The sequence below is a fragment of the Cellulophaga baltica genome (genome assembly GCF_900102165.1).
Taxonomy (GTDB): domain Bacteria; phylum Bacteroidota; class Bacteroidia; order Flavobacteriales; family Flavobacteriaceae; genus Cellulophaga; species Cellulophaga baltica.
Genome location: NZ_FNBD01000001.1, coordinates 420,761 through 444,885, shown reverse-complemented (window position 1 = coordinate 444,885; position 24,125 = coordinate 420,761). Strand labels below are relative to the sequence as shown.

The window sequence follows — 24,125 nt, the reverse complement described above, 5'->3', positions numbered from 1 at the left end:
AGTAGGGTTAAAATTACTATAATTTTTAAAGGAGTCAATTTTTTGAACGGCATATCCTATTCATATAGTGGATAAAGCCTTAAATTTAACTACTTGTTTAGAAGTAAAGATTTTCTAGATAAACTAATTGGTCAAAAAAGGGAAACATGGGTGAGGTTAAGGCGCAAAGAAAAGTATCGCTAACAGGAAGTTTAGCATTTAATGATATTAAAGTAGAAGCTCCGGTTACTGTTGCAGCAGGAGCATTGGGTGTAAAAGAAGCATTGCGCCATGGTTTCAAAGAAATGGGGGTAATTCGTGCCATGGGTACCTTACTTAAGATGAATCAGGTAGACGGATTTGAATGTCCTAGTTGTGCTTGGCCGGACCCAGAAAAATCCTCGAAATTTGCTGAATATTGTGAGAATGGCGCAAAAGCATTAGCAGATGAAGCGACAACTAGTAAGATAGACGCTTCCTTTTTTGCGAAAAACTCTATAGAAGATTTATCACAACTTACGGACTACGAATTAAATAAATTTGGGCGACTTACAGAGCCTTTACTATTGGAGCCTGAAAGTTTACATTATCAACCCATTTCTTGGGAGAAAGCATATCAGTTGGTAGCAGAAGAGCTTGCAGCTATGGAAGATCCTAATGAAGCTATTTTTTATACCTCAGGTCGTTCCAGTAATGAAGCGGCTTTTTTATACGGTATGTTCGCTAGGGCTTTAGGAACTAATAATATGCCAGACTGTTCTAATATGTGTCATGAGTCTAGTGGTGTCGCTTTAGGAGAAACCTTAGGCATTGGTAAGGGGTCTATTAAATTAGAGGATTTATATGAAGCAGAGGTGGTAATTGTTGCAGGACAAAACCCAGGAACAAACCATCCTAGAATGCTTTCTGCTTTAGAAAAATGTAAAGCAAATGGCGGAAAGATTATCAGTATAAACCCCTTAGAAGAATCAGGTCTTGTTAATTTTAAAAATCCACAACATGTAGAGGGGTGGATTGGTAAGCCTATAGATATTGCAGATTTACATTTGCCAGTGCGCATCAATCAAGATATACCTTTAATGAAAGCGATAATTAAAAAATTAGCCGCTTTAGATCAGCTTGATACTACGGTCTTTGATCATGATTTTATCAACCAGTATACAGATGGGTATGAGACGTTACTTGCAGATATTGAAAATTTTGATCTTGAAGATTTAATACAGCAAACTGGAGTTAATGAAAAGCTTATAGATGTAGCAGTATCGTTTCTTGCTAAGAAATCTAAAATTGTAGTTTGTTGGGCAATGGGACTTACCCAACATAAAAATGGGGTAGAAACCATAAGAGAATTTATAAACTTATTATTATTGAAAGGGGCAATTGGGAAGCCAAATGCCGGTACTTGTCCGGTTCGTGGGCACTCTAACGTGCAAGGCGATAGGAGTGTAGGGATTATGCATTTTGTAGATGAAGGACTTAATCAGCGTATTCAAGAACACTTAGGTTTTACGGCTCCTGATCAACCAGGTTATGATGTGGTTAAAGCGATGAAAGCCATGCATGATGGTAAGGCCAAAGTATTCATGTGTCTAGGAGGTAATTTTTTAATGGCCGCTTCAGATACGGTCTATACAGCAAAAGCTATTGAGGCTTGTAGTCTAACAGTACAGGTGAGTACTAAGTTGAATAGAAGTCATTTAGTGACAGGTAAAACGGCTTTAATTTTACCAACATACGGGCGTTCAGAAAAGGATGTGAAAGACGGGAAAGAACGTTTTATTACGGTTGAAAATAGTATGGGGCGTGTGCGCCAATCTAAAGGTGTGCTAAAACCAACTTCAGGGAATTTACAAAGTGAGCCAGATATAATAGCGGGTATTGCAGATGCCTATTTTAAAGGCAATCACGCTGTTGATTGGTTAGCCTTAGGGACCGATTATGATTTGATGCGTGAAACTATAGATAAAGTAGTGAAAGGTTTTAAAAACACTAATGAGCAATCTAAGGGTGTGGGGTACTATTTACCTAATAATGTGCGCAATTTAGACTTTAGTATGCTTCCTAACGGGAAAGCACAGATTACCCTAAATAAATTACCAGAACATCATTTAAACTCAGATGAATTTATGTTGATGACCATGCGTTCTCATGATCAATTTAATACAACAATTTATGGATTAGATGATCGCTACAGGGGAGTATATAATGAACGCCGAGTGGTCTTTATGAATGCAGAAGACATGAAAGAAAAAGGCTTAACAAAACTTGATGTGGTGAACCTACGGAGTAATTACGATCATACACCAAGGGTAGCTTTTAATTTTAAAGTTTTGCCGTATGCTATTCCTAAAGGAGATATTGCGGCTTATTATCCAGAAACAAATGTATTGGTACCTTACAATCATTTTGCAGATAGGAGTTATACCCCTATTAGTAAATCTGTAGTGGTTACGGTAGAAAAAGTTAAGTAAATAAAAGGGAGCCATTTGGCTCCCTTTTTTTATCTTTTATTTTTTTAAATACTTATTCAAAAGAAGTGAATTTAAATTTTTGTCCGCCTACAGAAGCATCGGCCATTAGTCCTGCTTTTGGTAATGCAAAAACAGCCACACCGTCTTTGTACTTTGCGTTAAATGCAATTCCTGATCGTACTGCTACAGCAGAAGCTTCTGCCGCAAAAGAGAATTTCCCTTCTTTAAAGTCGTTCATAGCTGCGGTATTTTCAAAAAAGATAACTTCTATAATTGCTTGCCCACCTGCTTGAAAACCGATATTTAATTTTTTAAGATCTGCCATTCCTATTAAGTTACCACTTTCATAAACGGCACCATTTCCAGAGGCAGCTCCAATAATAAATCCGCCTTTTCCAACATTAGGGAAAATAACGTATCCGGCAGATTCTTTAAAGAATGAATCTAAGCCATCATCGGCTTTTATTAAAAGTTCTTTTGCTTCTTGAGCGTCATCAATAATTCTCTGATCTTTAACGGTTTGTGCTTGTCCTGCAAAAACAAAAAGAAGAGAAAAAAGTATACTATATTTTAGTGTTTTCATTTTCTGTATATTTAGTTCATCTATATACGTACAAAGTTAGCGCACTTGTTTTTTCAAGTGTACTAAGTTTATGTTAAAGCTATCGCACGTTTATTGAAAAGCGGGAAACCCAGTGATATCTGCACCTGTGATTAATAAGTGAATATCATGCGTGCCTTCATAGGTAATTACACTTTCTAAATTCATCATATGGCGCATAATGCTGTATTCCCCTGTAATACCCATGCCTCCTAAAACTTGTCTGGCTTCTCTAGCAATGTTTATAGCCATTTCTACATTGTTGCGTTTGGCCATAGAAATCTGAGCGGTAGTTGCTTTGCCTTCATTTTTAAGTTGCCCTAAACGGAGTGCCATTAATTGTGCTTTCGTGATTTCGGTAATCATTTCTACCAGTTTCTTTTGTTGTAGTTGTGTTGCCGCAATAGGCTTCCCAAACTGAATGCGCTCTTTGGCATAACGCAAGGCAGTATCATAACAATCCATGGCAGCACCAATAGCACCCCAAGCTATTCCGTATCGAGCAGAATCTAAGCATCCAAGCGGAGCGCCTAATCCTGTTTTGCCTAACAGGATGTTCTCTTTGGGTACTTTTACATTATCAAAAATAAGCTCCCCAGTAGCACTTGCACGTAAAGACCATTTGTTGTGTGTTGTTGGGGTGGTAAAACCTTCCATACCACGTTCTACAATAAGTCCATGAATGCGGCCTTCTTCATTTTTTGCCCATACGACAGCAATATCTGCAAATGGCGAATTTGAAATCCAAAGTTTAGCACCATTCAATAGATAATGGTCACCCATATCTTTGTATTTGGTTTCCATGCCGCTTGGATTAGAACCATGATTGGGTTCTGTTAGCCCAAAGCAACCCATAAATTCTCCAGAAGCTAATTTTGGTAAATATTTTTTACGCTGCGCTTCATTCCCATAGGTGAATATGGGATACATGACTAAAGAAGATTGTACGGAAGCTGTAGAGCGCACGCCACTATCGCCACGTTCTATCTCTTGCATAATAAGGCCGTAACTAATTTGGTCTAAACCAGCGCCACCATATTCTTGCGGAATATAAGGACCAAAAGCACCAATTTCTGCTAGGCCACCAATAATCTCTTTAGGGAACTCTGCTTTCTGAGCATACTCTTCTATAATAGGAGAAACAGAGCGTTTTACCCATTGTCTGGCAGCATCGCGAACCAACTTGTGTTCTTCTGATAAAAGATCATCAATGTTATAGTAATCAGGAGCTTCAAATAAATCTGGTCGCATAGCTATGGGTTTTTACCAAAGATAAATAAAGATTTATAACAGGACAATGCTCAAAAGTTACATTTTTAAATAAAAGTCTTTGGTAAGTTCTATGTATTCTTGAGTGTATACATTTCGTTCTAATTCTATAATAAGCTCCTTAGGTGTGTACTCACTTTCTGTAGATGAAAACTCAAGTAGACTTCTCTTAATTTCGGTATTCTCTGTTCCTCTAACCTGTGTAATTCTGTTAGGGAATAAATTGTTTTCTAAGGCTAAAGCGATAAAATTTTCTTCTTCTTTATACGGTATGATAGTAGCAAATACACCTGTAGGAGAAAGTAGTTTGGAAACTCCAGCAACTAATTCGTCAAAAGGGAGTGATGAGTTTTGACGGGCTTGATCGCGAGCATCATTACCACTAGAAACTTCTTCACTGTAGAAAGGCGGATTAGAAACAATCAAATCATACAGCTCAGCTTCCTCAGGTTCCTCTTCGGTATATTCATCAACAAACTCATCAAAACCAGCATGAAAGCAAAATAGACGATCCCCCCAATCTGAAGCTTCAAAATTATCGGTACATTGTTCAAAAGCATCTCCGTCAAGTTCTATAGCTTCAATAGTATCTGCAATAGAACGTTGTGCTAGCATTAAGGCAATAACGCCTGTTCCTGTTCCAATATCTAAGATAGTATGCATAGAGTTGTTAACGCTTGCCCAAGCACCTAAAAGCACTCCGTCTGTGCCTATTTTCATAGCGCATTTATCTTGGTTAACGGTAAACTGTTTGAAGCGAAAAGGTTTCATAAAAGAAATTTAATTTCAAAATTAAGGCTTATTTGTTGGGCATAAAAAAATCCCTTAACAATTACGTTAAGGGATCTAAAATTTAATTACATTAATTTTATGGCATCTTGACTACTATTGAAGTAGGCTATAAATAAATTCTGGATTACCTCTTTCGCCTGCTTCATTGGTTAGGGCTAAAAATTTTATTTTATAGTAATTGTCATCCGTATCTCTAAGAACATAAAATACATCTTCTTTTAAAGAAGGTAATGTGCTTGGTCCGCCACCATTTCTCCAGGTGCTACCTATACCACGTTGGTCATTTAAAAAATTAGCGGGGTTTATGTCGGTCAGCGCAAAATTGTCATAGGTAAAAGTAGCTTCTGCCGTATCTACCATATATACACTAACAGCTGCTTTTGTATTGTTCACCACATAATCTGCATAACCATACGAGCCAAAACCTTCTATAATGTCTGTAAATACAGTAAAGTTTAAATCCCACTTTGTCGCTTCTGGTTCAACGGATACTATTGTTTCTGTGGTAAAGCTAAAGTAAGAGAAATTATAAGCAGAATTTTTGGTAATGGTCACTTCTTGGTGTGTGGTATCCTCTAAGTTGGCATATTGTAAAATATAATCAGGGCCTTCTTTTAAGATCCGTATTTTTTTCCAACCCCTATCGTCTCCAGATACATTTGCACTACCCGTAGTGGCAGGCGTAGTGCCTATCTCTTTACCTAAGTTAAGTAGATATACTGGGTTATTTTCATCTGTGTCTTCTATTGTGGCTATTGCGGTACCTGTAATTGCTCCATTTGGATTGTCTATATAGGCCGCATTTGTTGCTTGAAAAGTGCCAATGGCAACTTGTGGCTGTAAATTTATCACCTCTTCGGTAGTGCTATTTACGGCATCAATATCCGTAGTAGTTAGAGCAGCGACGGCCATGTATATAGCGCCGTTAATCGTAACTTGAAATTCTGAACCGCTATAAAAACCTAAATCCCAAGAGTCTCTTTTTACAACGGTACTAGTTTCGGTACTTAAGTCTATATAGACTTGGTTAGGTTCGTTAGACCCTCCAACTTCGGGAGAAATAGCGGCTCCTTCAATGACTATTTGAATAGGAGCTGCGGGAGTATCGTCATCAGAACAACTAGAAAATAATAGGACGGCTAGTGCGGCAAAAAAAGTAAATGCATTGTGTTTCATACGTGTAATTTTTAAAAGTTTAGATTGTATAATAGTTTGAGATAAAAAGACCTACCGTAACCAAGTAAAAGTCCGTTGTTAGTCGTAGAATGTACGCCTCCAGAAATGGTATTACTGATGGCTACACTGGTTACATCTAGTATATTTCTAGCGCCTATAGTTGCTTGGATTTTTTTGTCCAAAAAAGATTTTCTAATGGAAGCATCCATCCAGCTATAGGCATTGGTTTTAGATTTTGAGAAAACAGAATTGCCTTCTTCATCTACATCAGAAGCGGTGTAGTCATATTGTGCACCATTATGTTTAAATAAGAGACTAAATGCAGTGTCCCATTTTTTGGAGCTATAGGTGCCACTTGTATTTATTTGAAAGGAGTATAAGAAATCTTTAGAAGCATTTGCTTCGTTTTCAGCTATTCTAGAGATGCCTTGTATGGTGGCTCCAAAATTAAAATTCCATTGTTCTTTTTTAATACGGTTTTCGTTGGTTACCCCCCAAAGTTTATAAGCATTAATATTGATGTACTCATACTGCAAAGGGGTGCTGTTAATAACGGCAAGATCTATTTTGTAATTAATATCTATATAGCTTGTTTTTAGCGTGTTTGTCACTACCCCATTAGGGATTGCAGTTGTTTTTTTTAGGTTGATAAATGCGGTATATCCTTTTTCAGGATTTAAATTTTCATTCCCCCGTACATCATGGTTAGAATCTACAAAATAATAATAGAGTTCTTGAAAATTTGGTGTGCGGTATGAAGTGCCTATATTTCCTCGTAACTCAAGCCTATTTTTTAATTGCTGCCTAAGACTTAGAGATGCCAAAAGTTGGCTGTTAAACTTTGAATTGTACTCGTACCTAAATCCAGGTCTAGCAGATAAATCATTTGTTATTTTCCATTCAGAAGAAGTAAACAACGCTACGTTGCTTTGCGTGTATTCTTTGTCTTCTTGGGTGACTGCGCCAGACGCTTGTGTGTCAAATCCTTTATTATATCTTGCTTCATACCCTAATTGAAAATTGTAATGATCATTCTTAACCAGATTATTTATAGTTCCTTTTGAGAACAATACTTTGCTAGATTGATAGGTTTCATCGGTTTCATCGGTTTTTTGTTGTGTGACGATGTAATAGTTAAACTGATTTAGGTCTCTTTTCTGCTCTTGATAGGAAAGAGAAGCGTCATACCTTGCTCCAGAATTAAAAGTACCATTGACACTTAAATTATTTACGTACCTATTGGTTTTAAAGATTTTATCTGTTGAAGAAGGGTTGCTTGTTTGGTTTTCTACATCAATATTGGACCGTACTGTTTCATCGTAATAGCTTAAAGTTTCATTGAAGTATTCGAACTTATAAAATAGCGTGAAATTATCCCGTTTGTAAGTAAGAAACGCATTGGTGTTGTATTGTATTTTAGGCAGCCATTCATAACCTCTTAAACCATCATTTTGATAATAACTTTGCCCTTGTTTATTATCAAAGAAACCAGCAAAGTCATTTCTGTTAAAGCCAATGCGCGCATATAGCTTATCACTTAAGTTATGAGATATATTCAGGCCCTGAATGTGTCTTCCTTTATCAAACCAAGCATATTCATTGCTCACCGTTTCTTCTTGTGTTAGAAATTGAATCTTCCAAGGTTCCTCAGAATATTTTTTGGTGATAATATTGATAACTCCAGAAACAGCATTGGCTCCATATTCTACGCCCATGGCACCTTCTACAATTTCTATTCGTTCAATATCATCAAGGTTTATCTGGGTTAGATCTATGTTATTCCCCATTCCACTATCACTTACTAATGGAATGTTATCAATTAGAATATTAAAGTATTGGCCATCTAGGCCGAAGAAAGAAATGGTAGATTTTCCGGTCTGCGAACTTGGTAAAATTGTAAGGTTCAAATTAAAATTTAGAACGTCTGCAAGGTTATTTGCTGCTTGATTTTCTATTTGTGTTTTAGTAATAACGATTACATTATTTATAGATTTATTTATCGTCGTGGGATTATATTGCCCCGTAATAACAACCTCTTTTAAGGTTTGTATTTGTGCAGTATCATTCACTATAGTTTGAGAAAATAGAAATCCGGTCAATACTAGGGTAAAAAAAAGGCAACAATAATTTTTATTTAGACTCATTCTTGATTAGATTTGTGGCAAATATAGAATCTTATTTTAATTGAGTCTAAATAAGATTAATGTTTTTTAAAAGAAATCAATTTAAATTTTAATGAAATGAAAAAATCTATCTCTCTTGTCCTATTAAGCTTTGTCTTTGTTGGGGTGCTACAGGCTCAACAAAAAAAGAAGCAAGACCAGAAGGCTATCAAAAGCATGTGTGGATGTTTTGAAGTGGCGTTTAATTTTGCAGAAACTTTTGAATATTCAAATGATTCTACTTATTTGCCTTCCAAAACAAAACATGATAAAGGTTTAGAATGGGTTCAGTTAGTAACGGATACGGATGATAAGATTATGTTACAACATTTGCTTATTGTTGGTCCGTCAGAACAACCTTATATCGTAAAACACTGGAGACAAGATTGGGAGTATCAGAATACTAATTTGTACGAGTTTGACCATGATAATAAATGGAAATTTGTTAGTTTGCCTAAAAAAGAAGTAGAAGGGCAATGGTCACAGAAAGTATTTCAGGTGGATGATAGTCCACGATACGAGGGCACAGCTACTTGGGTACATGTAGATGGTAAAAGTTATTGGGAGAACACAACAGATGCGCCATTACCAAGAAGAGAATATACAACGCGTAGTGACTATAATGTAACGACTAGAACAAACAGACAGGAAATTGTTGCTAATGGTTGGATTCATGACCAGGACAATAACAAAGTAATTCGCGAAAATGGTAAGGAAGATGTTTTACTTGCGCAAGAAAAAGGACACAATACGTATGTAAAGGTGGCAGATAGCAAATGTAAAGCGGCACAGGAGTACTGGGCGAGTCATGAAGCTAAATGGCAAATTGTACGTCTAAAATGGGATGAGGTTTTTGCCAGGAATAAAGATTTGTTATTAGAAGAAAAAGTGGATAATAAAGTGTTATTTAAATATTTGTTTGATGACGAAAACTACAATACGGCAGAACAAATAAATCCAGTTATAGAATCATTTGTAAAATAAAATAAAGATGAAAAAACAATTACTACTAGGGCTAGTGCTTTTATTTGGACTTCAATTAAGTGCGCAAGAAAATATTTTTTTGGAGCGGGATTATTGGAATAGTAAACCTACTATCGAAAGTATCGAAGTAAAGATTAAAGAAGGGAATGATATTACCGCAAAAACATCAAACAACTTTGATGCTGTTGTGTATGCTATTTTGCAAGAAAATGATAATGCTGTTATCAAATACGTGCAATCAAAGGAAGGCAATGATGTAAATAAATTAACGCATGATGGTAGAACTTATATGTTCTGGGCTGCTTATATAGGGAATACAGAAATTATGGACTATCTAATCTCGAAAGGGGCAGAAACAACCATTACCGATGATAAAGGGAGTACCATATTAAATTTTGCGGCTTCTTCAGGACAACAGAATACTAAAGTGTATGATATTTGCTTAGCTAATGGAGCCGATTTGGCCAAAGACCTAACGCCTAATGGGGCAAATGCGTTGTTGTTATCATCCCAAAACGATCCAGAATTTAAACTACTAGATTATTTTTCTTCAAAAGGCTTAGCAATCACTAGTGTTGACTATGATGGGAATGATGCTTTTAATTATGTAGCTAAAAGAGGTAATATAGAACATTTAAAAAAATTACATCAGAAAGGTATCAAAGGAACAGATAATGCTTTTATTTTTGCTACCCAAGCGGGGCGCAGAGCAAAAGCGAAACCATTGAGCTTTTACAAATTTTTAGAATCGTTAGATTTAAACCCTAATGTTATATACTCGGAAGGGAAAACGCCTTTACATAATCTTGCATCTTACGAACAGAACAAAGAGGTGCTAGATTATTTTATGGCTAAAGGTGTGGCTGTTAACTTAGAGGATGTTAATGGAAATACCGCCTTTTTAAATGCTGCAGGTAGAAATAAATTGGAGATTATTTCTTATTTGTTGCCTATGGTTAATGATGTCAATCACGCGAATAAAAAAGGAGAGTCTGCATTGGCATTGGCAGTTGCGTACAATTCACCAGAGGTTGTGTCTTACTTGCTTAAAAATAAAGCAGCTATATCTAGTGCTGATAATGACGGAAATACCTTAGCCTATTACCTTTTAAAAGCGTATAAGAAGCCAGATTTTGAAGAAAAATTAAACGTGTTAAAAGCGGCAGGTTTTAATCTTGCTAAAACACAAAAAAACGGAAATACCTTATTTCATATAGCATTGGAATATAATGATGTTGCTTTGCTAAAACGCGTAAATGAGTACGGTGTTGATGTTAATGCCAAAAATAAAGAAGGTATAGCTCCTTTGCATTTAGCTGCTATGAAAGCTAAAGATGATCAAATTTTAAAATACTTATTGAGTATAGGAGCAAAGAAAGCTGCAGTAACAGATTTTGAGGAATCTGTTTATGATTTAGCAGCTGAGAACGAGTTGTTACAAGAAAATAATATATCAATTGAATTTTTAAAATAGTATGAAAAACGTATTTAAAATAGCGGGAATAGCATTGGTTGGATTTGTTATCTTATCCGTATATTCTTTTAGTGCTGCAGCCTCTGCAACAAAGTATAAATGTATGATGCAGATGGTAAATTACACAGGTGAAGGTGCCTATGTGGTAGTGTCGTTAATCAACCCGAAAGGAGATTATGAAAAGACGCTTTACGTGCAAGGAGATGATAGTGAATGGTATCATGATCTAACAGAATGGTGGAAGTTTTATGGGAAAAAGCGCTCTGGAATTGATGCCATAACTGGAGCAACTATTGCTGGGGGAGAACGTATTGTGAGTGTTATTGAAATTGATGATTCAAAAATAAATAGCGGTTACAGTATTCGTTTTGAAACGGCCGTAGAAGATCAAGAGTATTACACAAAAGATGTGCAATTTGAGCTTACAACGGCATCTGTAAAGAGTAAAGTAGAAGGCACGGGTTTTTTACGTTATGTACGTTTATTGCCTAATTAAATAAAGTATATGACAATTTCTATCTGGAGATATAGCCACCTTACCCTGGCTATATCTTCTTTTGTTTTTATCTTATTGGCATCGGTTACCGGAATTATATTGGCTTTTGAGCCTATTTTGGAACAATCTCAACCGTATAAAATGGCAGACCTTGAAGAAGTTTCTCTCGGGGAAACCGTTACGGTATTTAAGGATGCATACCCTGAAGTTATAGAATTAGAAGTAGATGCGAATGAGTTTGTATTAGCTAGCGTTATTACAGAGGAAGGCGAATCTTTGTCGGGTTATTTTAACCCAAAAACAGCGGTTTTCCTTGGGGAAAAACCCGAGCCTTCAAAGTTTTTTCAGTTTGTGACCAATTTGCATCGTTCCCTTTTTTTAAAAAGTACAGGGCGTTTTTTGGTGGGTTTTTGTTCTTTTATTTTATTTTTAATTTCTATTTCAGGAGCTGTTTTGGTGTTGCAAAGGCAACGTGGATTTAAAAAATTCTTTGCTAAAATTGTAAATGAAAACTTTTCTCAATATTGGCATGTAGTGCTGGGGAGATGGTCTTTAATTCCAATTATCATTATTACAGTTACGGGAGTGTATTTGTCCTTAGAAAAATTTAATGTTTTTCCAGAAGATAAAACGTCGCATAATGTAGACTATGAGTCTATCGCCGCTATGCCAATCTTAGCAGAAAATGATTTCCCTGCATTCCAAGGTGTTAAGCTTTCTGAGCTTAGTTCCGTAGAATTTCCTTTTTCAGACGTTGTAGAAGATTATTATACGGTGAAATTAGAAGACAGAGCGTTCTTAGTGAATCAGTTTACTGGAGAAATTTTAAGCGAGGTTCAGAGTCCATTTACCGCTATATTGTCCAATCTAAGTATTCAACTACATACCGGTAAAGGCAGTATTGTTTGGTCTTTAATTTTAGCGGTGGCAACGATTAATATTTTGTTTTTTATCTATTCAGGGTTTGTCATGACGTTTAAAAGAAGACAAGCACGCATTAAAAATAAATTTACAAGAAATTCTAGCACCTATGTAATCTTAGTAGGTTCAGAAAATGGAAGTACCTTGGTTTTTGCCAATGCGTTAAAAGAACAACTGATTGCCTCTGGACATAGCGTGTTTTTATCAGAACTGAATAAGTATGCTACCTATAAAAATGTGGAGCACGTCATAGTTATGACCTCTACGTATGGAGAAGGAGAAGCACCAGTAAATGCTAATAATTTTTTGAAACTATTAAGTACAACATCACAACAAAAGAATTACAGTTTTTCTGTAGTTGGTTTTGGGTCTTTAGCATATCCTGAGTTCTGCAAATTTGCATTTGATGTGGATGCGAGCTTACAGCAGCAGGGCAATCATCAGTTGTTACCCGTGTTTACTATTAATGACAAATCTTTCAGCAGTTTTGAGCAGTGGGTAAGTCTGTGGTCTAACGCTGCGGGAGTAACTATTGCGGTGCCTTCCAGTAGTCTAGACGTAAAACCTAAACAATTAAAAGAATTTAAGGTAGTTTCTATTACGGCTGCAAAGGATAATCCTGATGATACTTTTAAACTTGCTTTAAAGCCACATAAGAGGCTCCAGTACACATCGGGTGACTTATTAGCTATTTATCCTAAAGGTGATTATCAAGAGCGTTTGTATTCTATTGGAAAGCTTCAGGATACGATTCATCTAAGCGTAAAGCTTCATGAGCATGGTTTAGGTTCTGGCTTTTTAAATGCTTTGAGGAAAGATGATAGTTTATATGCTCGAATTATAGAAAACAAAAATTTTCATTTTCCTAAGAAATCTGATCGTGTTGTGATGATTAGTAATGGTACGGGTATATTGCCATTTTTAGGGATGTTAGATCAGAATACAAAAAATATTCCAACGTATTTGTATTGTGGCTTGCGCAACCAGCAATCTTTTGCTTTGTATGAGAACGAATTGAATGCTAGTTTGTCTAATGGGCATTTAACGAAACTTCACTTGGCGCTCTCTCAAGAGCAAGGAAAGGTATATGTTCAAGATCTTTTAATGCGTGATGCTGATTTCATATTTGAAACCTTATCCCTGGGGGGAATCTTTATGGCGTGTGGTTCATTAAAGATGTATCAAGGGGTTTTGGAGGGGCTTAAGACGATTTGCAAAATGAATAAGGTTGATTTTGAGTCCTTTAAACATTTAGTGCGATCAGATTGTTACTAATTTATTTTTAAAATTAATTGCCCATTCATTTTTTATTTAGAATGATTCTATATAAATTAGTTATTTAGAATGTTTATAAATAAAATGATGCCCCATGAACGATATTAACACTATTTATTATAATGATTTTGGAATAGCATTCCAATGGAAAAGAAATCTTGGTAAAGATTTTAAAAAAGTGCAGTTAGTTTTTAAGGATACGGGAATGTATCTAACTTCTGGTGAGCTGATGCATTTTTCATCTAAAGTAGATGATACCTTAGATAATTTATGTTTATGCTATGATTGTCAAAATAAGGAAACTTGCAAGGCTTATTTGCTGCAAACTCCATTAGGGCAATTAAGCTTTGCGCTGACCTATGCTGAACTTGAAAAAATTAAAGATTTAATAACGGGAACAATTTTTCAATTGCGTTTAGATACCATGCTCAAAAACCAGTCTATAGATTTCGACTAATTCTGTTTATGCTATGTATAATTGCTAAGCCATTCTTTGATGTAAGAATGGTTTTTTTTGATATGGAGACTATTCTAAATACAAATCTACCAGCCCCAATGGTGTGGTAACATGAATAGTTTTATTTTCCCGATCTACTTTAGTGATAATTTCGTCATTGATAGGAATCAATAGTTGTTTACCATCTTTTAAAGCTTCAAACAATGCTTGAGAAGTACTGTCATTCACACTTTCAATAACACCTATATCTCCATGAACACTATCTAGTAATGTAAAACCAATAACCTCGTGGAAATAGAACTTATCTCCTGTTAGTTTTGGTAATAACGTTAATGGAAGGTAGATTTCAGAGCCCATGATACGGTCTGCATCAGACTCATCGGCTATTTCTTCAAAACGAACACGTAGAAGTGTCGATTTGTGGAGCCTAGATTTTTTAATAAAAAAAGGAATCAGGTTATTTCCTAAAGAAATAAACACTGATTCCAAATTTTCGTATTCTTCGGGTTCGTCGGTATCTAATTTAATTAGAACCTCACCCTTAAAGCTATATTTAGAAACGATTTTACCTAAGTAGAAGCAATCTGACTTTAGCATACCGTTCCTAATTTATTACTCTTTTGTTTCTGTATCAGCAGCAGGAGCTTCTTCAGCAACTGGAGCAGCTTCTTCTGTTGCAGCTTCAGCATCAGCAACTACCTCTTCTGGTAATGCAGCAGCAGCAGCTTCAGCAGCACGCTTTTCATTCACTAATTTTTCAGCTTCTAAAGCTTTTGCTCTTGCTTCTGCCTTAGCTTTGTCTAAACCATCTTGCTTAGATCCTACTATTTTACCTTTTTCTTCTAACCAAGCGTTGAATTTTTCTTCAGCTTGCTCTTCAGTTAAAGCACCTTTACGAACACCACCTAATAAATGGTGCTTCATTAAAATACCTTTGTAAGATAATAAACGTTTTGCAGTTTCAGTAGGTTGTGCACCATTCTGTAACCAAGTTACTGCGTTATCAACGTTGATATCAATTGTTGCAGGGTTTGTGTTAGGATTGTAGATTCCTAATTTTTCTAAGAATTTACCATCTCTTTTAGCTCTAGCATCTGCTGCAACTACCCAATAGAATGGTTTTCCTTTTTTACCGTGTCTTTGTAATCTAATTTTTACTGGCATATCACATTAATTTGTAGGGTGCCCGACCCTTGATTATTAATTCAAAATTTTGTTTTCATTTCCATAATGATGAAAATCCAAAACATGCTTATCGCTAAGCGGGTGCAAATATACCTTTTTTTGGTAAATTAACAACACTTTTTTTTGATTGCAGTATCTGTTATCATACGTTAATAACTCTTTGGAACTATCTTTCAAGGAAACACCTCTTTTTTGTATTTTTACAGACTGCTTTTTTAGAAAGAAAAACTCCTATTTATGTACCTGATTTTTGATACAGAAACTACAGGACTTCCTAAACGTTGGGATGCTCCTTTTACAGATACCGATAACTGGCCTAGATGTATCCAGATTGCATGGCAATTGCATGACGATATGGGTAATCTTATTGAGCATCAAGATTACTTGGTACAACCAGAGGGGTTTAACATTCCTTACGATGCAGAGCAAATTCATGGTATTTCTACTGCTTTGGCAGAACAGAAAGGGATCCCCTTAGCGGAAGTTTTGGAGAAATTCAATGAGGCCATGGCAAAGACAAAATTTATTGTTGGCCAGAATGTGGGGTTTGATTTGAATATTATGGGAGCGGAGTTTCATAGAATGGGGGTAGAAAACCCGTTACAAGAACTTCCGGTGTTAGATACATGTACAGAACATACCGCAACACTTTGTCAGATTCCTGGTGGGCGTGGAGGTAAGTTTAAACTTCCTACCTTAACTGAGTTGCATCAATTCTTATTTGGTGCGCCGTTTGGAGAAGCGCACAATGCTACCGCCGATGTGGAGGCAACTACACGATGTTTTTTAGAGCTTGTACGCAAGCAACAATATACGATTGAACAGTTAGATGTTCAGCCAGATTATTTTAAGAATTTCTCTGAGGCAAATCCGCAAGAAATTCAATTAATTGGTTTAAAACATATCAATCTAAAAAAGGCCTCTAAAAAAATAGCAGATGCCCTTTGGGATAAAGATACAGGTGGAGTTTCTCAAGAAGAGATTGAAGAAAATTTAGCCACCTTAGAGAATGCTAGTTTTGCGCACCTGCATAATCACACCCAGTTTTCTATATTACAGTCTACCATCAGTATCCCTGCCTTAATTTCTGCTGCAGCTAAAGCAAAAATGCCGGCAGTGGCCATGACAGATCACGCCAATATGATGGGAGCATTTCATTTTGTGAGTGGTGTTCTAAATCATAATAAGGGAGTTGTTTCTCGCAATGAAGAAAACTTAAAGCGTTTTGAAGCAACAAAAAACGGAACCTTAGCAGAAGGAGAAGAGCCTTTGGAAGAATTGCCAGAACCGGAAGTAGAAATTACCCCCATTATTGGTTGTGAATTTCAGGTTTGTGAGGATCATACCAATAAGGCTCAGAAAGATAATGGCTATCAAATTGTAATGCTGGCCAAAACAAAAAAAGGATATTTAAACTTGGCAAAAATGTCCTCTATCGCCTTTGTAAGCGGTAAATACTATGTGCCGAGAATTGATAGAAAAGTTGTTGAACAATACAAGGAAGATATTATTGTTTTAACGGGAAATTTATATGGGGAAGTGCCTAGTAAGGTACTAAATGTTGGAGAGAATCAAGCAGAGGAGGCTTTGCTTTGGTGGAAAGAAACCTTTGGAGATGATTTGTATATTGAAATCATGCGTCACGGTCAAGAAGATGAAGATCGTGTAAATCAAGTGCTGATTCAATTTGCGAAAAAGCATGATGTAAAATTGGTTGCCACCAATAATACGTATTATGTAGAGAAAGAAAATGCACATGCCCATGATATTCTCTTGTGTGTTAAAGACGGGGAGAAGCAAGCTACGCCCATAGGTCGTGGTCGTGGCTATCGCTATGGTTTGCCTAATCAAGAATATTACTTTAAGTCTTCTGATGATATGAAGGAGCTTTTTAAGGATATTCCTGAAGCTATTATTAATATTCAAGAAGTGGTAGATAAGGTAGAGACATTTACCTTAGCTAGAGATGTACTGTTGCCGGCGTTTGATATTCCTGAAGAATTTCAATTTCCAGAAGATAAATTGGATGGTGGTAAACGTGGTGAAAATAAATTTTTACGCCATATCACCTATGAAGGTGCAAAGAAAAGATACGGTGAAATTACTCCTGAGATTGATGAGCGACTAGATTTTGAACTTCAAGTAATTGAGAAAACAGGATATCCTGGGTATTTCTTAATTGTAGAAGATTTTATTCGCGCTGCTAGGGCTATGGATGTATCTGTAGGGCCGGGTCGTGGATCTGCAGCAGGTTCTGCAGTGGCGTATTGTTTGTGGATTACGAATTTGGATCCTATTAAGTACGATTTGCTTTTTGAGCGTTTCCTGAATCCGGATCGTGTAAGTATGCCCGATATTGATATTGACTTTGATGATGAGGGTCGTGGCCGTGTTATGGATTATGTGATTGATAAATATGGGGCAAACCAAGTGGCTCAGATTATTACGTATGGTACCATGGCGGCAAAATCATCTATTCGAGATACGGCCCGTGCCTTAGACTTGCCTTTGGGCGACGCGGATCGTATGGCGAAGTTGATTCCTAACATGTCTAAGCTAAAAAAGATTATAGGGATCGATGAAAAAGTACTAAAAGCTAAATTCAACAGCGAAGAGCTTATTAAGGTAAATGAGCTATTGGCAATTTCACAAGGAGGCGGTCTTGAGGCAGAAACCTTGAACCAAGCCTATGTTTTAGAAGGCTCTGTCCGAAACACGGGAATACATGCCTGTGGCGTAATTATTACGCCAGATGATATTACCAAGTTCGTTCCGGTAGCATTGGCGAAAGATTCTGAGATGTATTGTACCCAGTTTGATAACTCGGTGGTAGAAGATGCGGGCTTACTAAAAATGGATTTCTTGGGGTTAAAGACATTAACCCTGATTAAAGATACTGTAAAAATTGTAAAAGCAAAACACGGCGTAGAATTAGATCCAGAGAATTTTCCTCTAGATGATCTTAAAACATATGAACTTTTCCAGCGTGGAGAGACCGTAGGGGTGTTTCAATATGAATCTCCCGGAATGCAGAAACATATGAGGGCCTTGAAGCCTACAGTTTTTGCGGATTTAATTGCCATGAATGCCTTGTATCGTCCGGGGCCAATGGAATATATTCCAAGCTTTATTGCGCGGAAACACGGAACGGAAGAAATTATTTATGACCTTGATGCTAATGAAGAATATTTAGCAGAAACCTACGGAATTACCGTATACCAAGAGCAAGTGATGTTGCTATCGCAGAAACTGGCAGACTTTACCAAAGGTGAGGCCGATGTTTTGCGTAAGGCTATGGGTAAAAAGCAGAAGCATGTACTCGATAAAATGAAGCCTAAGTTTATTGAGCAGGCTTCAGCAAAAGGGCATGCGGTAGATAAATTAGAGAAGATTTGGAAAGATTGGGAGGCCTTCGCAGCTTATGCTTTTAACAAGTCTCACTCTACTTGTTACGCTTGGATTGCATACCAAACAGCCTATTGTAAAGCGCATTATCCTGCGGAATATATGGCTGCAGTACTTTCCAATAACATGAATGATATAAAGCAGGTTACCTTCTTTATGGAGGAATGTAAGCGTATGGGCTTAGATGTATTAGGGCCAGATGTAAATGAATCGTACTACAAATTTGCGGTAAATGACGCGGGTGCAGTTCGTTTTGGAATGGGAGCTGTCAAAGGTGTAGGTCGTGGTGCTGTAGAAACCATTGTAGAAAATAGGAAAGAGAAAGGTCCTTTTAAATCTGTCTTCGATTTATCAAAACGCATTGATTTAAGAGCGGCAAATAAAAAAGCATTTGAAAATTTAGCCGTTGCTGGTGGTTTTGATTCTTTTGGTGACACCCATAGAGCACAATACTTTGCAGATGAAGGAGACGGAATTACCTTTTTAGAAAAAGCAGTAAAATACGGTTCTAAATTTCAAGAAAATGAGAATTCTAGCCAAGTAAGTTTGTTTGGTGATGCCAGCGAAGTACAGATTGAAGAACCTACGGTTCCACCTTGTGAAGAGTGGGGAACCATGGAGAAATTACGTCGTGAGAAAGAAGTGGTGGGGATTTATATATCTGGACACCCGTTAGATGATTTTAAGGCTGAAGTCAAATCGTTCTGCAATGCAAGTCTTTCTAATTTAAATGATCTAGAAAGTATTGTAAATAGAGAAGTTTCTTTTGCGGGGGTTATAGCAGATGTTCAGCATAGGGTTTCTAAGAATGGAAAAGGTTGGGCCATGTTTACTATGGAAGATTATACGGATACCTTTGAGTTTAGAATTTTTGGAGAAGAGTATCTAAAGTTTCGTCACTTCCTGATGATCAACTCTTTTGCGTATGTTAAATTATTTGTGCGTGAAGGTTGGGTAAACAGAGATACGGGTAAAAAAGGAGATCCGCGAATGCAATTCAATAGTTTTATGTTACTGCAAGAAGTAATGGAGACCTATGCGAAAAAACTTACCATCAATTTAAAGATTGATGAATTAAAAGAAGAGAAAATCTACGAGCTCAAAGAAACTATTGATGCACACCGAGGAGAGCATTCTTTAAACTTTGTAATTTACGAGATGGAAGAAGAGATTAAGGTAGATTTGGTGAGCAGGAAGCAAAAAGTACAGATTTCTAGTGAATTGTTGCATCTTTTAGAAAAACAAGATATCTTGTTTAAATTAAATTGATAAAGTTTCTCGATAGGGCAATAGCTAAAACGAATGTAACGTTAGTAAGGAAAAAGAATAATATTTGACTAAATTTGTATAACAATAAATACGAAAAAAATGGCATTAGAGATAACAGACGCAACTTTTGACGAAGTAGTCTTAAAAAGTGATAAACCAGTAGTAGTTGATTTTTGGGCAGCATGGTGTGGACCATGTAGAATGGTAGGTCCAATTATTGATGAAGTAAGTACTGAATATGATGGTAAAGCTGTTGTAGGTAAGGTAGATGTTGATGCAAATCAAGAATTTGCTGCTAAATACGGAGTACGTAACATTCCTACAGTATTAGTTTTTAAAGGTGGTGAAATTGTAAGTAGACAAGTAGGAGTTTCTCCTAAGAAAGTATACACAGATGCAATTGATGCTGCATTATAGTAAATAACATAGGGTCCTAATGGATCTAGATGATAAAAAAAATCCTGCAATTTGCAGGATTTTTTTATGCCTATATAGTAGTAAATTTTAATTTGATACGCTGTTTTAAGTATCTTTAGTGGTATGAATGTACAATCGGAATTGCATAAATCTTCATTATTTCAAAACCTTGGGCTTTTGGCTAATCAAGTAGTGGAGGGATTTATTAGTGGAATTCATAAGAGTCCGTTTCATGGTTTCTCTGCAGAATTTGCAGAACATAAAATTTATAATAATGGCGAAAGCACAAAGCATATAGATTGGAAGCTATTTGCTAAGACCGATAAATTGTACACCAAGCGCTATGAAGAAGAAACCAATCTTCGATGCCATATGATTTTAGATAATTCTGCTTCTATGTTTTATCCAGAGGTGAAAAATCTAGGAATTGACCATTTAAATAAAATAGGTTTTGGGGTGTTAGCTATAGCGGCTCTAATGGCTATTTTAAAGAAACAACGAGATGCTGTGGGTCTAAGTGTGTATTCTGATCATTATGAATACTACGCCTCAGAAAAAGGTAGTGAGCGCCATCATCAGATGTTGTTAGCTAAACTCAATGAGATTAGCGCATCTTCTAGGCCGGAAAATAGAACTGAAACATATACCTATTTGCATTTAATTGCAGAGAAAATGAAACGGCGGAGTTTAATTTTTTTATTTACAGATATGTTTCAAACCGAAACAAAAGATGATAAATTATTTGATGCGCTACGCCATTTAAAATATAACAAACACGAAGTGGTGCTTTTTCATGTATTAGATGCGGAGCATGAAGTGAATTTCGATTTTGATAACACACCTAAACGCTTTGTAGATGTAGAAACTGGAGAAAAAATAGATCTCTATGCTGATACTGTTAAAGAAGGGTATCAAAAAAGTGTGCAGAATTACCAAGAAGGCTTAAAGTTGAAATGTGCACAATACAAAATCAAGTATGTTTCAGTAGATGTGGGCAGCGATTTTTCTAAAATTCTAAATACCTACATGACGGAAAGGCAAAAATTCCTATAACCCACGACCATGACGAATCTCACTTTAGCAGATACGGGAGCATTGCCTCAGGTTTTTGCCTTACAACAAAAAATAGAACATCTTTCAGAAAGAGGATATGCTTTTGGGCACCAAGATACAACGTCTTACGGAGTAGGGTGGCGCCATAACCGCGATTCGTATACAAGTGATGTGTATAAAGTGGCAGGAGACTTTCCTTTGGTTTATGGTTTTGATATTGGCCAGATAGAGCACGGAAGAGAAAAGAACTTAGATGATGTGCCTTTTAATACGATGTGTGCACTCATACAGAAAGCGCATAAAGACGGTGGGATTATCACCATTAGTTGGCATGCCGATAATCCCGTTTCTAAGGGAGATAGTTGGGAAACTACGATTGCTGTAAAACACATTTTGGAAGGGGGTAGCCATTTTGAAGTGTATAGAGAGTGGCTTAAAAAAGTGGCCGATTTTGTATTGAAATTAAAAGATGAAAACGGAATGCTGATTCCGATTGCTTTTCGTCCGTTTCATGAAATGAATGGTGCTTGGTTTTGGTGGGGCAATCCAAATTGCAGTCCTGACGATTATAAAGACTTGTGGTTGCAAACCTTGCAATTGCTATCCGTAGAATTTGAAGTTCATAATTTATTGTATGTATATGCTCCTAATTTGGTAGGTACCACAGGAGAATATCTTTTAAATTATCCAGGAGATCATGTGGTAGATATGTTAGGTTTAGATCTGTATCAACATGGAACAGCAAAAGCATTTCAAAAAACATTAAAAATAAATGTTGAGGTGTTGAGAATAGTGGCAGAAACGGTAAAAAAACCTTACGCATTAACGGAAATAGGATTAGATAGGGTGTTAGAGCCATTGTGGTGGAGTACAATTCTTGATCCTACCATCGCAAATATGGGTATCGCTTGGGTCCTTTTATGGCGAAATGATTCTAAAAAGCATTTTTTTGTGCCTTATCCAGATCAATTAAGTGCGAGTGATTTTAAAATATTTAGTAAAAAGAGACACGTTTTGTTTTTAGGTGATGAAAAAGTTTGATTTTTTTTATTTTGTAAGTATCTGATAATTAAGTTGAATCATTTATTTTCAAAATTATTTTAAAATAAACTGAATTTTTTAGTCAAAAAAGTTTGCGTAATTAAATATGCGGCGTATATTTGCAACCGCTTAAAGCAACGGTTCGGTAGTTCAGTTGGTTAGAATACCTGCCTGTCACGCAGGGGGTCGCGGGTTCGAGTCCCGTCCGGACCGCTAAAATTTTACCAAATTTTAGCAAAAGCCCACAAACACTATGTTTGTGGGCTTTTTTAATTTCAAATAACACCATTTAATACCAAATAAAATGACCATCGCGGTGAGTAATGCGGTGAGTAAATTTTTTTAAAAAAGTTACTCACCAGATCGACTTAAATGCCTGTTATTGATGGTGTTGCAATTTTTTTTCCTGCATAATTTGTATACCTTTAAGAAGATTTAAAGGTGAGTAATTATGCTAAATCCATTTTCAGTACTATTTTATCCGAAAAGAAACGATATTGACAAACAAGAGAAAATACCCCTATATGTTCGAATTTCTGTTGCAGGAAAAAGAAGTGAAAGTTATATACAAAGACGTATTGAACCCTCCAATTGGAATTCCAAAGCTGGAAAGGCATTTGGAGCTACTCCAAACATGCGGGAACTAAATAGGTATATGGATGGTATTCGGAGTAACCTTTATAAAATACACAGTAGATTTATTGAAAAGGATGTTTTCTTTACAGCTAAAGATATCCGAGATGTTTATACAGGGAGAGATGAAAAGGTAAAAATGCTAGTTGAGCTATTCCAAGAACACAATGATGAACTTTCTCGATTGGTAGGGACGGAATATTCAGCAGGGACATTACAACGATACAAAACGTGTAAAGCGCATATTGAAAATTATCTTTCGAAAGAATATAAGCGAATGGACATTCCTGTCAAGGATGTTGATCATAAATTTATTTCAGGATTTGAATATTATTTGAAAACCCAAAAAAAATGTAGTCATAATACAGCTACGAAGTACATCATTAATTTCAAGAAAATTATTAGGATTGCGTATGCCAATGATTGGATCTCAAAAGATCCTTTTGTGCATTGGAAAGCGAATTGGAAACGTCTAGAGCGAGAATTTTTAACACAAAGGGAATTGATTACCTTAGAGAAAAAGACTTTTACCATTGATCGTTTAGAACAAGTGAAAGATATATTTCTCTTTTGCTGTTATACAGGATTGGCCTATGCCGATGTGGAGAAGCTGAAAGCGGATGATATTTTACTTGGTATGGATGGACGTAGATGGATTAAAACAAGAAGAAAGAAAACAAACACACGAAGTAGTATTCCCTTATTGCCAGCTGCCGAATCTATTCTAGAAAAGTATGAAGCCCATCCCTTAATAAAAGACACTTCCATTATGTTGCCCGTGGTAAGCAATCAAAAATCCAATGCGTATTTAAAGGAGATAGCTACGTTGTGTGGAATTACTAAAAACCTCACCACACATTTAGCACGACATACATTTGCGACTACGGTTACCCTTTCCAATGGGGTACCTATAGAATCGGTGAGCAAAATGTTGGGACACACCTCCATCAAAACAACACAGCACTATGCTAAGGTTTTGGATAAAAAAATTGGTGAGGATATGGAAGTGCTTATGGAACGATACACGAATTTATAATGGGTTTAAGATTGTTTCTTTTGGGGTTA

18 protein-coding genes and 1 tRNA gene are annotated in these 24,125 nt (G+C 36.3%); 12 read left to right on the top strand and 7 right to left on the bottom strand.

The annotated features are described in order from the left end of the window. The first annotated feature begins 146 nt into the window (after positions 1 to 146). On the top strand, positions 147 to 2,450 hold the full coding sequence (locus BLQ19_RS01950) for an FdhF/YdeP family oxidoreductase (RefSeq protein WP_074537232.1): 2,304 nt from the start codon (positions 147 to 149) through the stop codon (positions 2,448 to 2,450). Between the two features lie 52 nt (positions 2,451 to 2,502). Here the strand turns inward: BLQ19_RS01950 and BLQ19_RS01945 are convergent, their stop codons facing one another. From BLQ19_RS01945 to BLQ19_RS01925, 5 genes are all read right to left on the bottom strand, one after another. Further along, complete coding sequence (locus BLQ19_RS01945) at positions 2,503 to 3,033, bottom strand: lipid-binding SYLF domain-containing protein (RefSeq protein WP_024481995.1); 531 nt, start codon at positions 3,031 to 3,033, stop codon at positions 2,503 to 2,505. A gap of 90 nt (positions 3,034 to 3,123) precedes the next feature. Further along, positions 3,124 to 4,302: an acyl-CoA dehydrogenase family protein gene (locus tag BLQ19_RS01940; protein ID WP_074537231.1), complete on the bottom strand. Its 1,179-nt coding sequence runs from the start codon at positions 4,300 to 4,302 to the stop codon at positions 3,124 to 3,126. Positions 4,303 to 4,359: 57 nt separating this feature from the next. Continuing rightward, the gene (locus BLQ19_RS01935) at positions 4,360 to 5,091 is read right to left on the bottom strand and encodes a tRNA1(Val) (adenine(37)-N6)-methyltransferase (RefSeq protein ID WP_074537230.1); all 732 of its coding nucleotides are present in this window, start codon (positions 5,089 to 5,091) and stop codon (positions 4,360 to 4,362) included. A 114-nt stretch (positions 5,092 to 5,205) separates the two neighbouring features. Further along, positions 5,206 to 6,288 carry an HmuY family protein gene (locus BLQ19_RS01930; RefSeq protein WP_074537229.1) on the bottom strand — a complete coding sequence of 361 codons (1,083 nt, stop codon included), beginning with the start codon at positions 6,286 to 6,288 and terminating at the stop codon, positions 5,206 to 5,208. A gap of 11 nt (positions 6,289 to 6,299) precedes the next feature. Beyond that, positions 6,300 to 8,432, bottom strand: coding sequence for a TonB-dependent receptor plug domain-containing protein (locus BLQ19_RS01925; RefSeq protein WP_074537228.1), 2,133 nt, complete (start codon positions 8,430 to 8,432; stop codon positions 6,300 to 6,302). Between the two features lie 96 nt (positions 8,433 to 8,528). Between BLQ19_RS01925 and BLQ19_RS01920 the strand changes: the two genes are divergently transcribed. From BLQ19_RS01920 to BLQ19_RS01900, 5 genes are all read left to right on the top strand, one after another. Further along, on the top strand, positions 8,529 to 9,434 hold the full coding sequence (locus tag BLQ19_RS01920) for a DUF6607 family protein (protein WP_024481990.1): 906 nt from the start codon (positions 8,529 to 8,531) through the stop codon (positions 9,432 to 9,434). Between the two features lie 7 nt (positions 9,435 to 9,441). Further along, the gene (locus tag BLQ19_RS01915) at positions 9,442 to 10,908 is read left to right on the top strand and encodes an ankyrin repeat domain-containing protein (RefSeq protein ID WP_074537227.1); all 1,467 of its coding nucleotides are present in this window, start codon (positions 9,442 to 9,444) and stop codon (positions 10,906 to 10,908) included. A gap of 1 nt (position 10,909) precedes the next feature. Then, complete coding sequence (locus BLQ19_RS01910) at positions 10,910 to 11,404, top strand: DUF2271 domain-containing protein (protein ID WP_029450150.1); 495 nt, start codon at positions 10,910 to 10,912, stop codon at positions 11,402 to 11,404. A gap of 9 nt (positions 11,405 to 11,413) precedes the next feature. Then, a complete protein-coding gene (locus BLQ19_RS01905) occupies positions 11,414 to 13,600 on the top strand; it encodes a PepSY domain-containing protein (RefSeq protein WP_074537226.1) in 2,187 nt (728 codons plus the stop codon). A 94-nt stretch (positions 13,601 to 13,694) separates the two neighbouring features. Continuing rightward, positions 13,695 to 14,057, top strand: a complete 363-nt coding sequence (locus tag BLQ19_RS01900) for a hypothetical protein (protein WP_074537225.1) — start codon at positions 13,695 to 13,697, stop codon at positions 14,055 to 14,057. A gap of 69 nt (positions 14,058 to 14,126) precedes the next feature. Here BLQ19_RS01900 and rimM read toward each other — a convergent pair whose 3' ends face one another. Beyond that, positions 14,127 to 14,654, bottom strand: a complete 528-nt coding sequence (rimM, locus tag BLQ19_RS01895) for a ribosome maturation factor RimM (RefSeq protein ID WP_024481985.1) — start codon at positions 14,652 to 14,654, stop codon at positions 14,127 to 14,129. A gap of 15 nt (positions 14,655 to 14,669) precedes the next feature. Further along, a complete protein-coding gene (locus BLQ19_RS01890) occupies positions 14,670 to 15,221 on the bottom strand; it encodes a 30S ribosomal protein S16 (protein WP_024481984.1) in 552 nt (183 codons plus the stop codon). A gap of 258 nt (positions 15,222 to 15,479) precedes the next feature. Between BLQ19_RS01890 and dnaE the strand changes: the two genes are divergently transcribed. From dnaE to BLQ19_RS01860, 6 genes are all read left to right on the top strand, one after another. Beyond that, a complete protein-coding gene (gene dnaE / locus BLQ19_RS01885) occupies positions 15,480 to 19,916 on the top strand; it encodes a DNA polymerase III subunit alpha (protein ID WP_074537224.1) in 4,437 nt (1,478 codons plus the stop codon). 99 nt (positions 19,917 to 20,015) lie between these two features. Further along, a complete protein-coding gene (trxA, locus tag BLQ19_RS01880) occupies positions 20,016 to 20,333 on the top strand; it encodes a thioredoxin (protein WP_024481982.1) in 318 nt (105 codons plus the stop codon). 123 nt (positions 20,334 to 20,456) lie between these two features. After that, positions 20,457 to 21,386, top strand: a complete 930-nt coding sequence (locus BLQ19_RS01875) for a DUF58 domain-containing protein (RefSeq protein WP_024481981.1) — start codon at positions 20,457 to 20,459, stop codon at positions 21,384 to 21,386. 9 nt (positions 21,387 to 21,395) lie between these two features. Further along, positions 21,396 to 22,427 (top strand): glycoside hydrolase family 26 protein, encoded by a 1,032-nt coding sequence (locus BLQ19_RS01870; protein WP_074537223.1) that lies wholly within the window; start codon positions 21,396 to 21,398, stop codon positions 22,425 to 22,427. A gap of 139 nt (positions 22,428 to 22,566) precedes the next feature. Further along, positions 22,567 to 22,640: transfer RNA gene (locus BLQ19_RS01865), tRNA-Asp, on the top strand. A 238-nt stretch (positions 22,641 to 22,878) separates the two neighbouring features. Further along, the gene (locus tag BLQ19_RS01860; protein WP_074537222.1) at positions 22,879 to 24,096 is read left to right on the top strand and encodes a site-specific integrase; all 1,218 of its coding nucleotides are present in this window, start codon (positions 22,879 to 22,881) and stop codon (positions 24,094 to 24,096) included. Positions 24,097 to 24,125 lie beyond the last annotated feature (29 nt).

Coding starts and splice junctions, on each gene's coding strand:
- BLQ19_RS01940 (WP_074537231.1), bottom strand. CDS start 4,302: ATGCGACCAGATTTATTTGAAGCTCCTGATTACTATAACATTGATGAT.
- dnaE (WP_074537224.1), top strand. CDS start 15,480: ATGTACCTGATTTTTGATACAGAAACTACAGGACTTCCTAAACGTTGG.
- BLQ19_RS01900 (WP_074537225.1), top strand. CDS start 13,695: ATGAACGATATTAACACTATTTATTATAATGATTTTGGAATAGCATTC.
- BLQ19_RS01890 (WP_024481984.1), bottom strand. CDS start 15,221: ATGCCAGTAAAAATTAGATTACAAAGACACGGTAAAAAAGGAAAACCA.
- BLQ19_RS01945 (WP_024481995.1), bottom strand. CDS start 3,033: ATGAAAACACTAAAATATAGTATACTTTTTTCTCTTCTTTTTGTTTTT.
- BLQ19_RS01935 (WP_074537230.1), bottom strand. CDS start 5,091: ATGAAACCTTTTCGCTTCAAACAGTTTACCGTTAACCAAGATAAATGC.
- BLQ19_RS01875 (WP_024481981.1), top strand. CDS start 20,457: ATGAATGTACAATCGGAATTGCATAAATCTTCATTATTTCAAAACCTT.
- BLQ19_RS01870 (WP_074537223.1), top strand. CDS start 21,396: ATGACGAATCTCACTTTAGCAGATACGGGAGCATTGCCTCAGGTTTTT.
- BLQ19_RS01905 (WP_074537226.1), top strand. CDS start 11,414: ATGACAATTTCTATCTGGAGATATAGCCACCTTACCCTGGCTATATCT.
- BLQ19_RS01910 (WP_029450150.1), top strand. CDS start 10,910: ATGAAAAACGTATTTAAAATAGCGGGAATAGCATTGGTTGGATTTGTT.
- rimM (WP_024481985.1), bottom strand. CDS start 14,654: ATGCTAAAGTCAGATTGCTTCTACTTAGGTAAAATCGTTTCTAAATAT.
- BLQ19_RS01930 (WP_074537229.1), bottom strand. CDS start 6,288: ATGAAACACAATGCATTTACTTTTTTTGCCGCACTAGCCGTCCTATTA.
- BLQ19_RS01925 (WP_074537228.1), bottom strand. CDS start 8,432: ATGAGTCTAAATAAAAATTATTGTTGCCTTTTTTTTACCCTAGTATTG.
- trxA (WP_024481982.1), top strand. CDS start 20,016: ATGGCATTAGAGATAACAGACGCAACTTTTGACGAAGTAGTCTTAAAA.
- BLQ19_RS01915 (WP_074537227.1), top strand. CDS start 9,442: ATGAAAAAACAATTACTACTAGGGCTAGTGCTTTTATTTGGACTTCAA.
- BLQ19_RS01950 (WP_074537232.1), top strand. CDS start 147: ATGGGTGAGGTTAAGGCGCAAAGAAAAGTATCGCTAACAGGAAGTTTA.
- BLQ19_RS01860 (WP_074537222.1), top strand. CDS start 22,879: ATGCTAAATCCATTTTCAGTACTATTTTATCCGAAAAGAAACGATATT.
- BLQ19_RS01920 (WP_024481990.1), top strand. CDS start 8,529: ATGAAAAAATCTATCTCTCTTGTCCTATTAAGCTTTGTCTTTGTTGGG.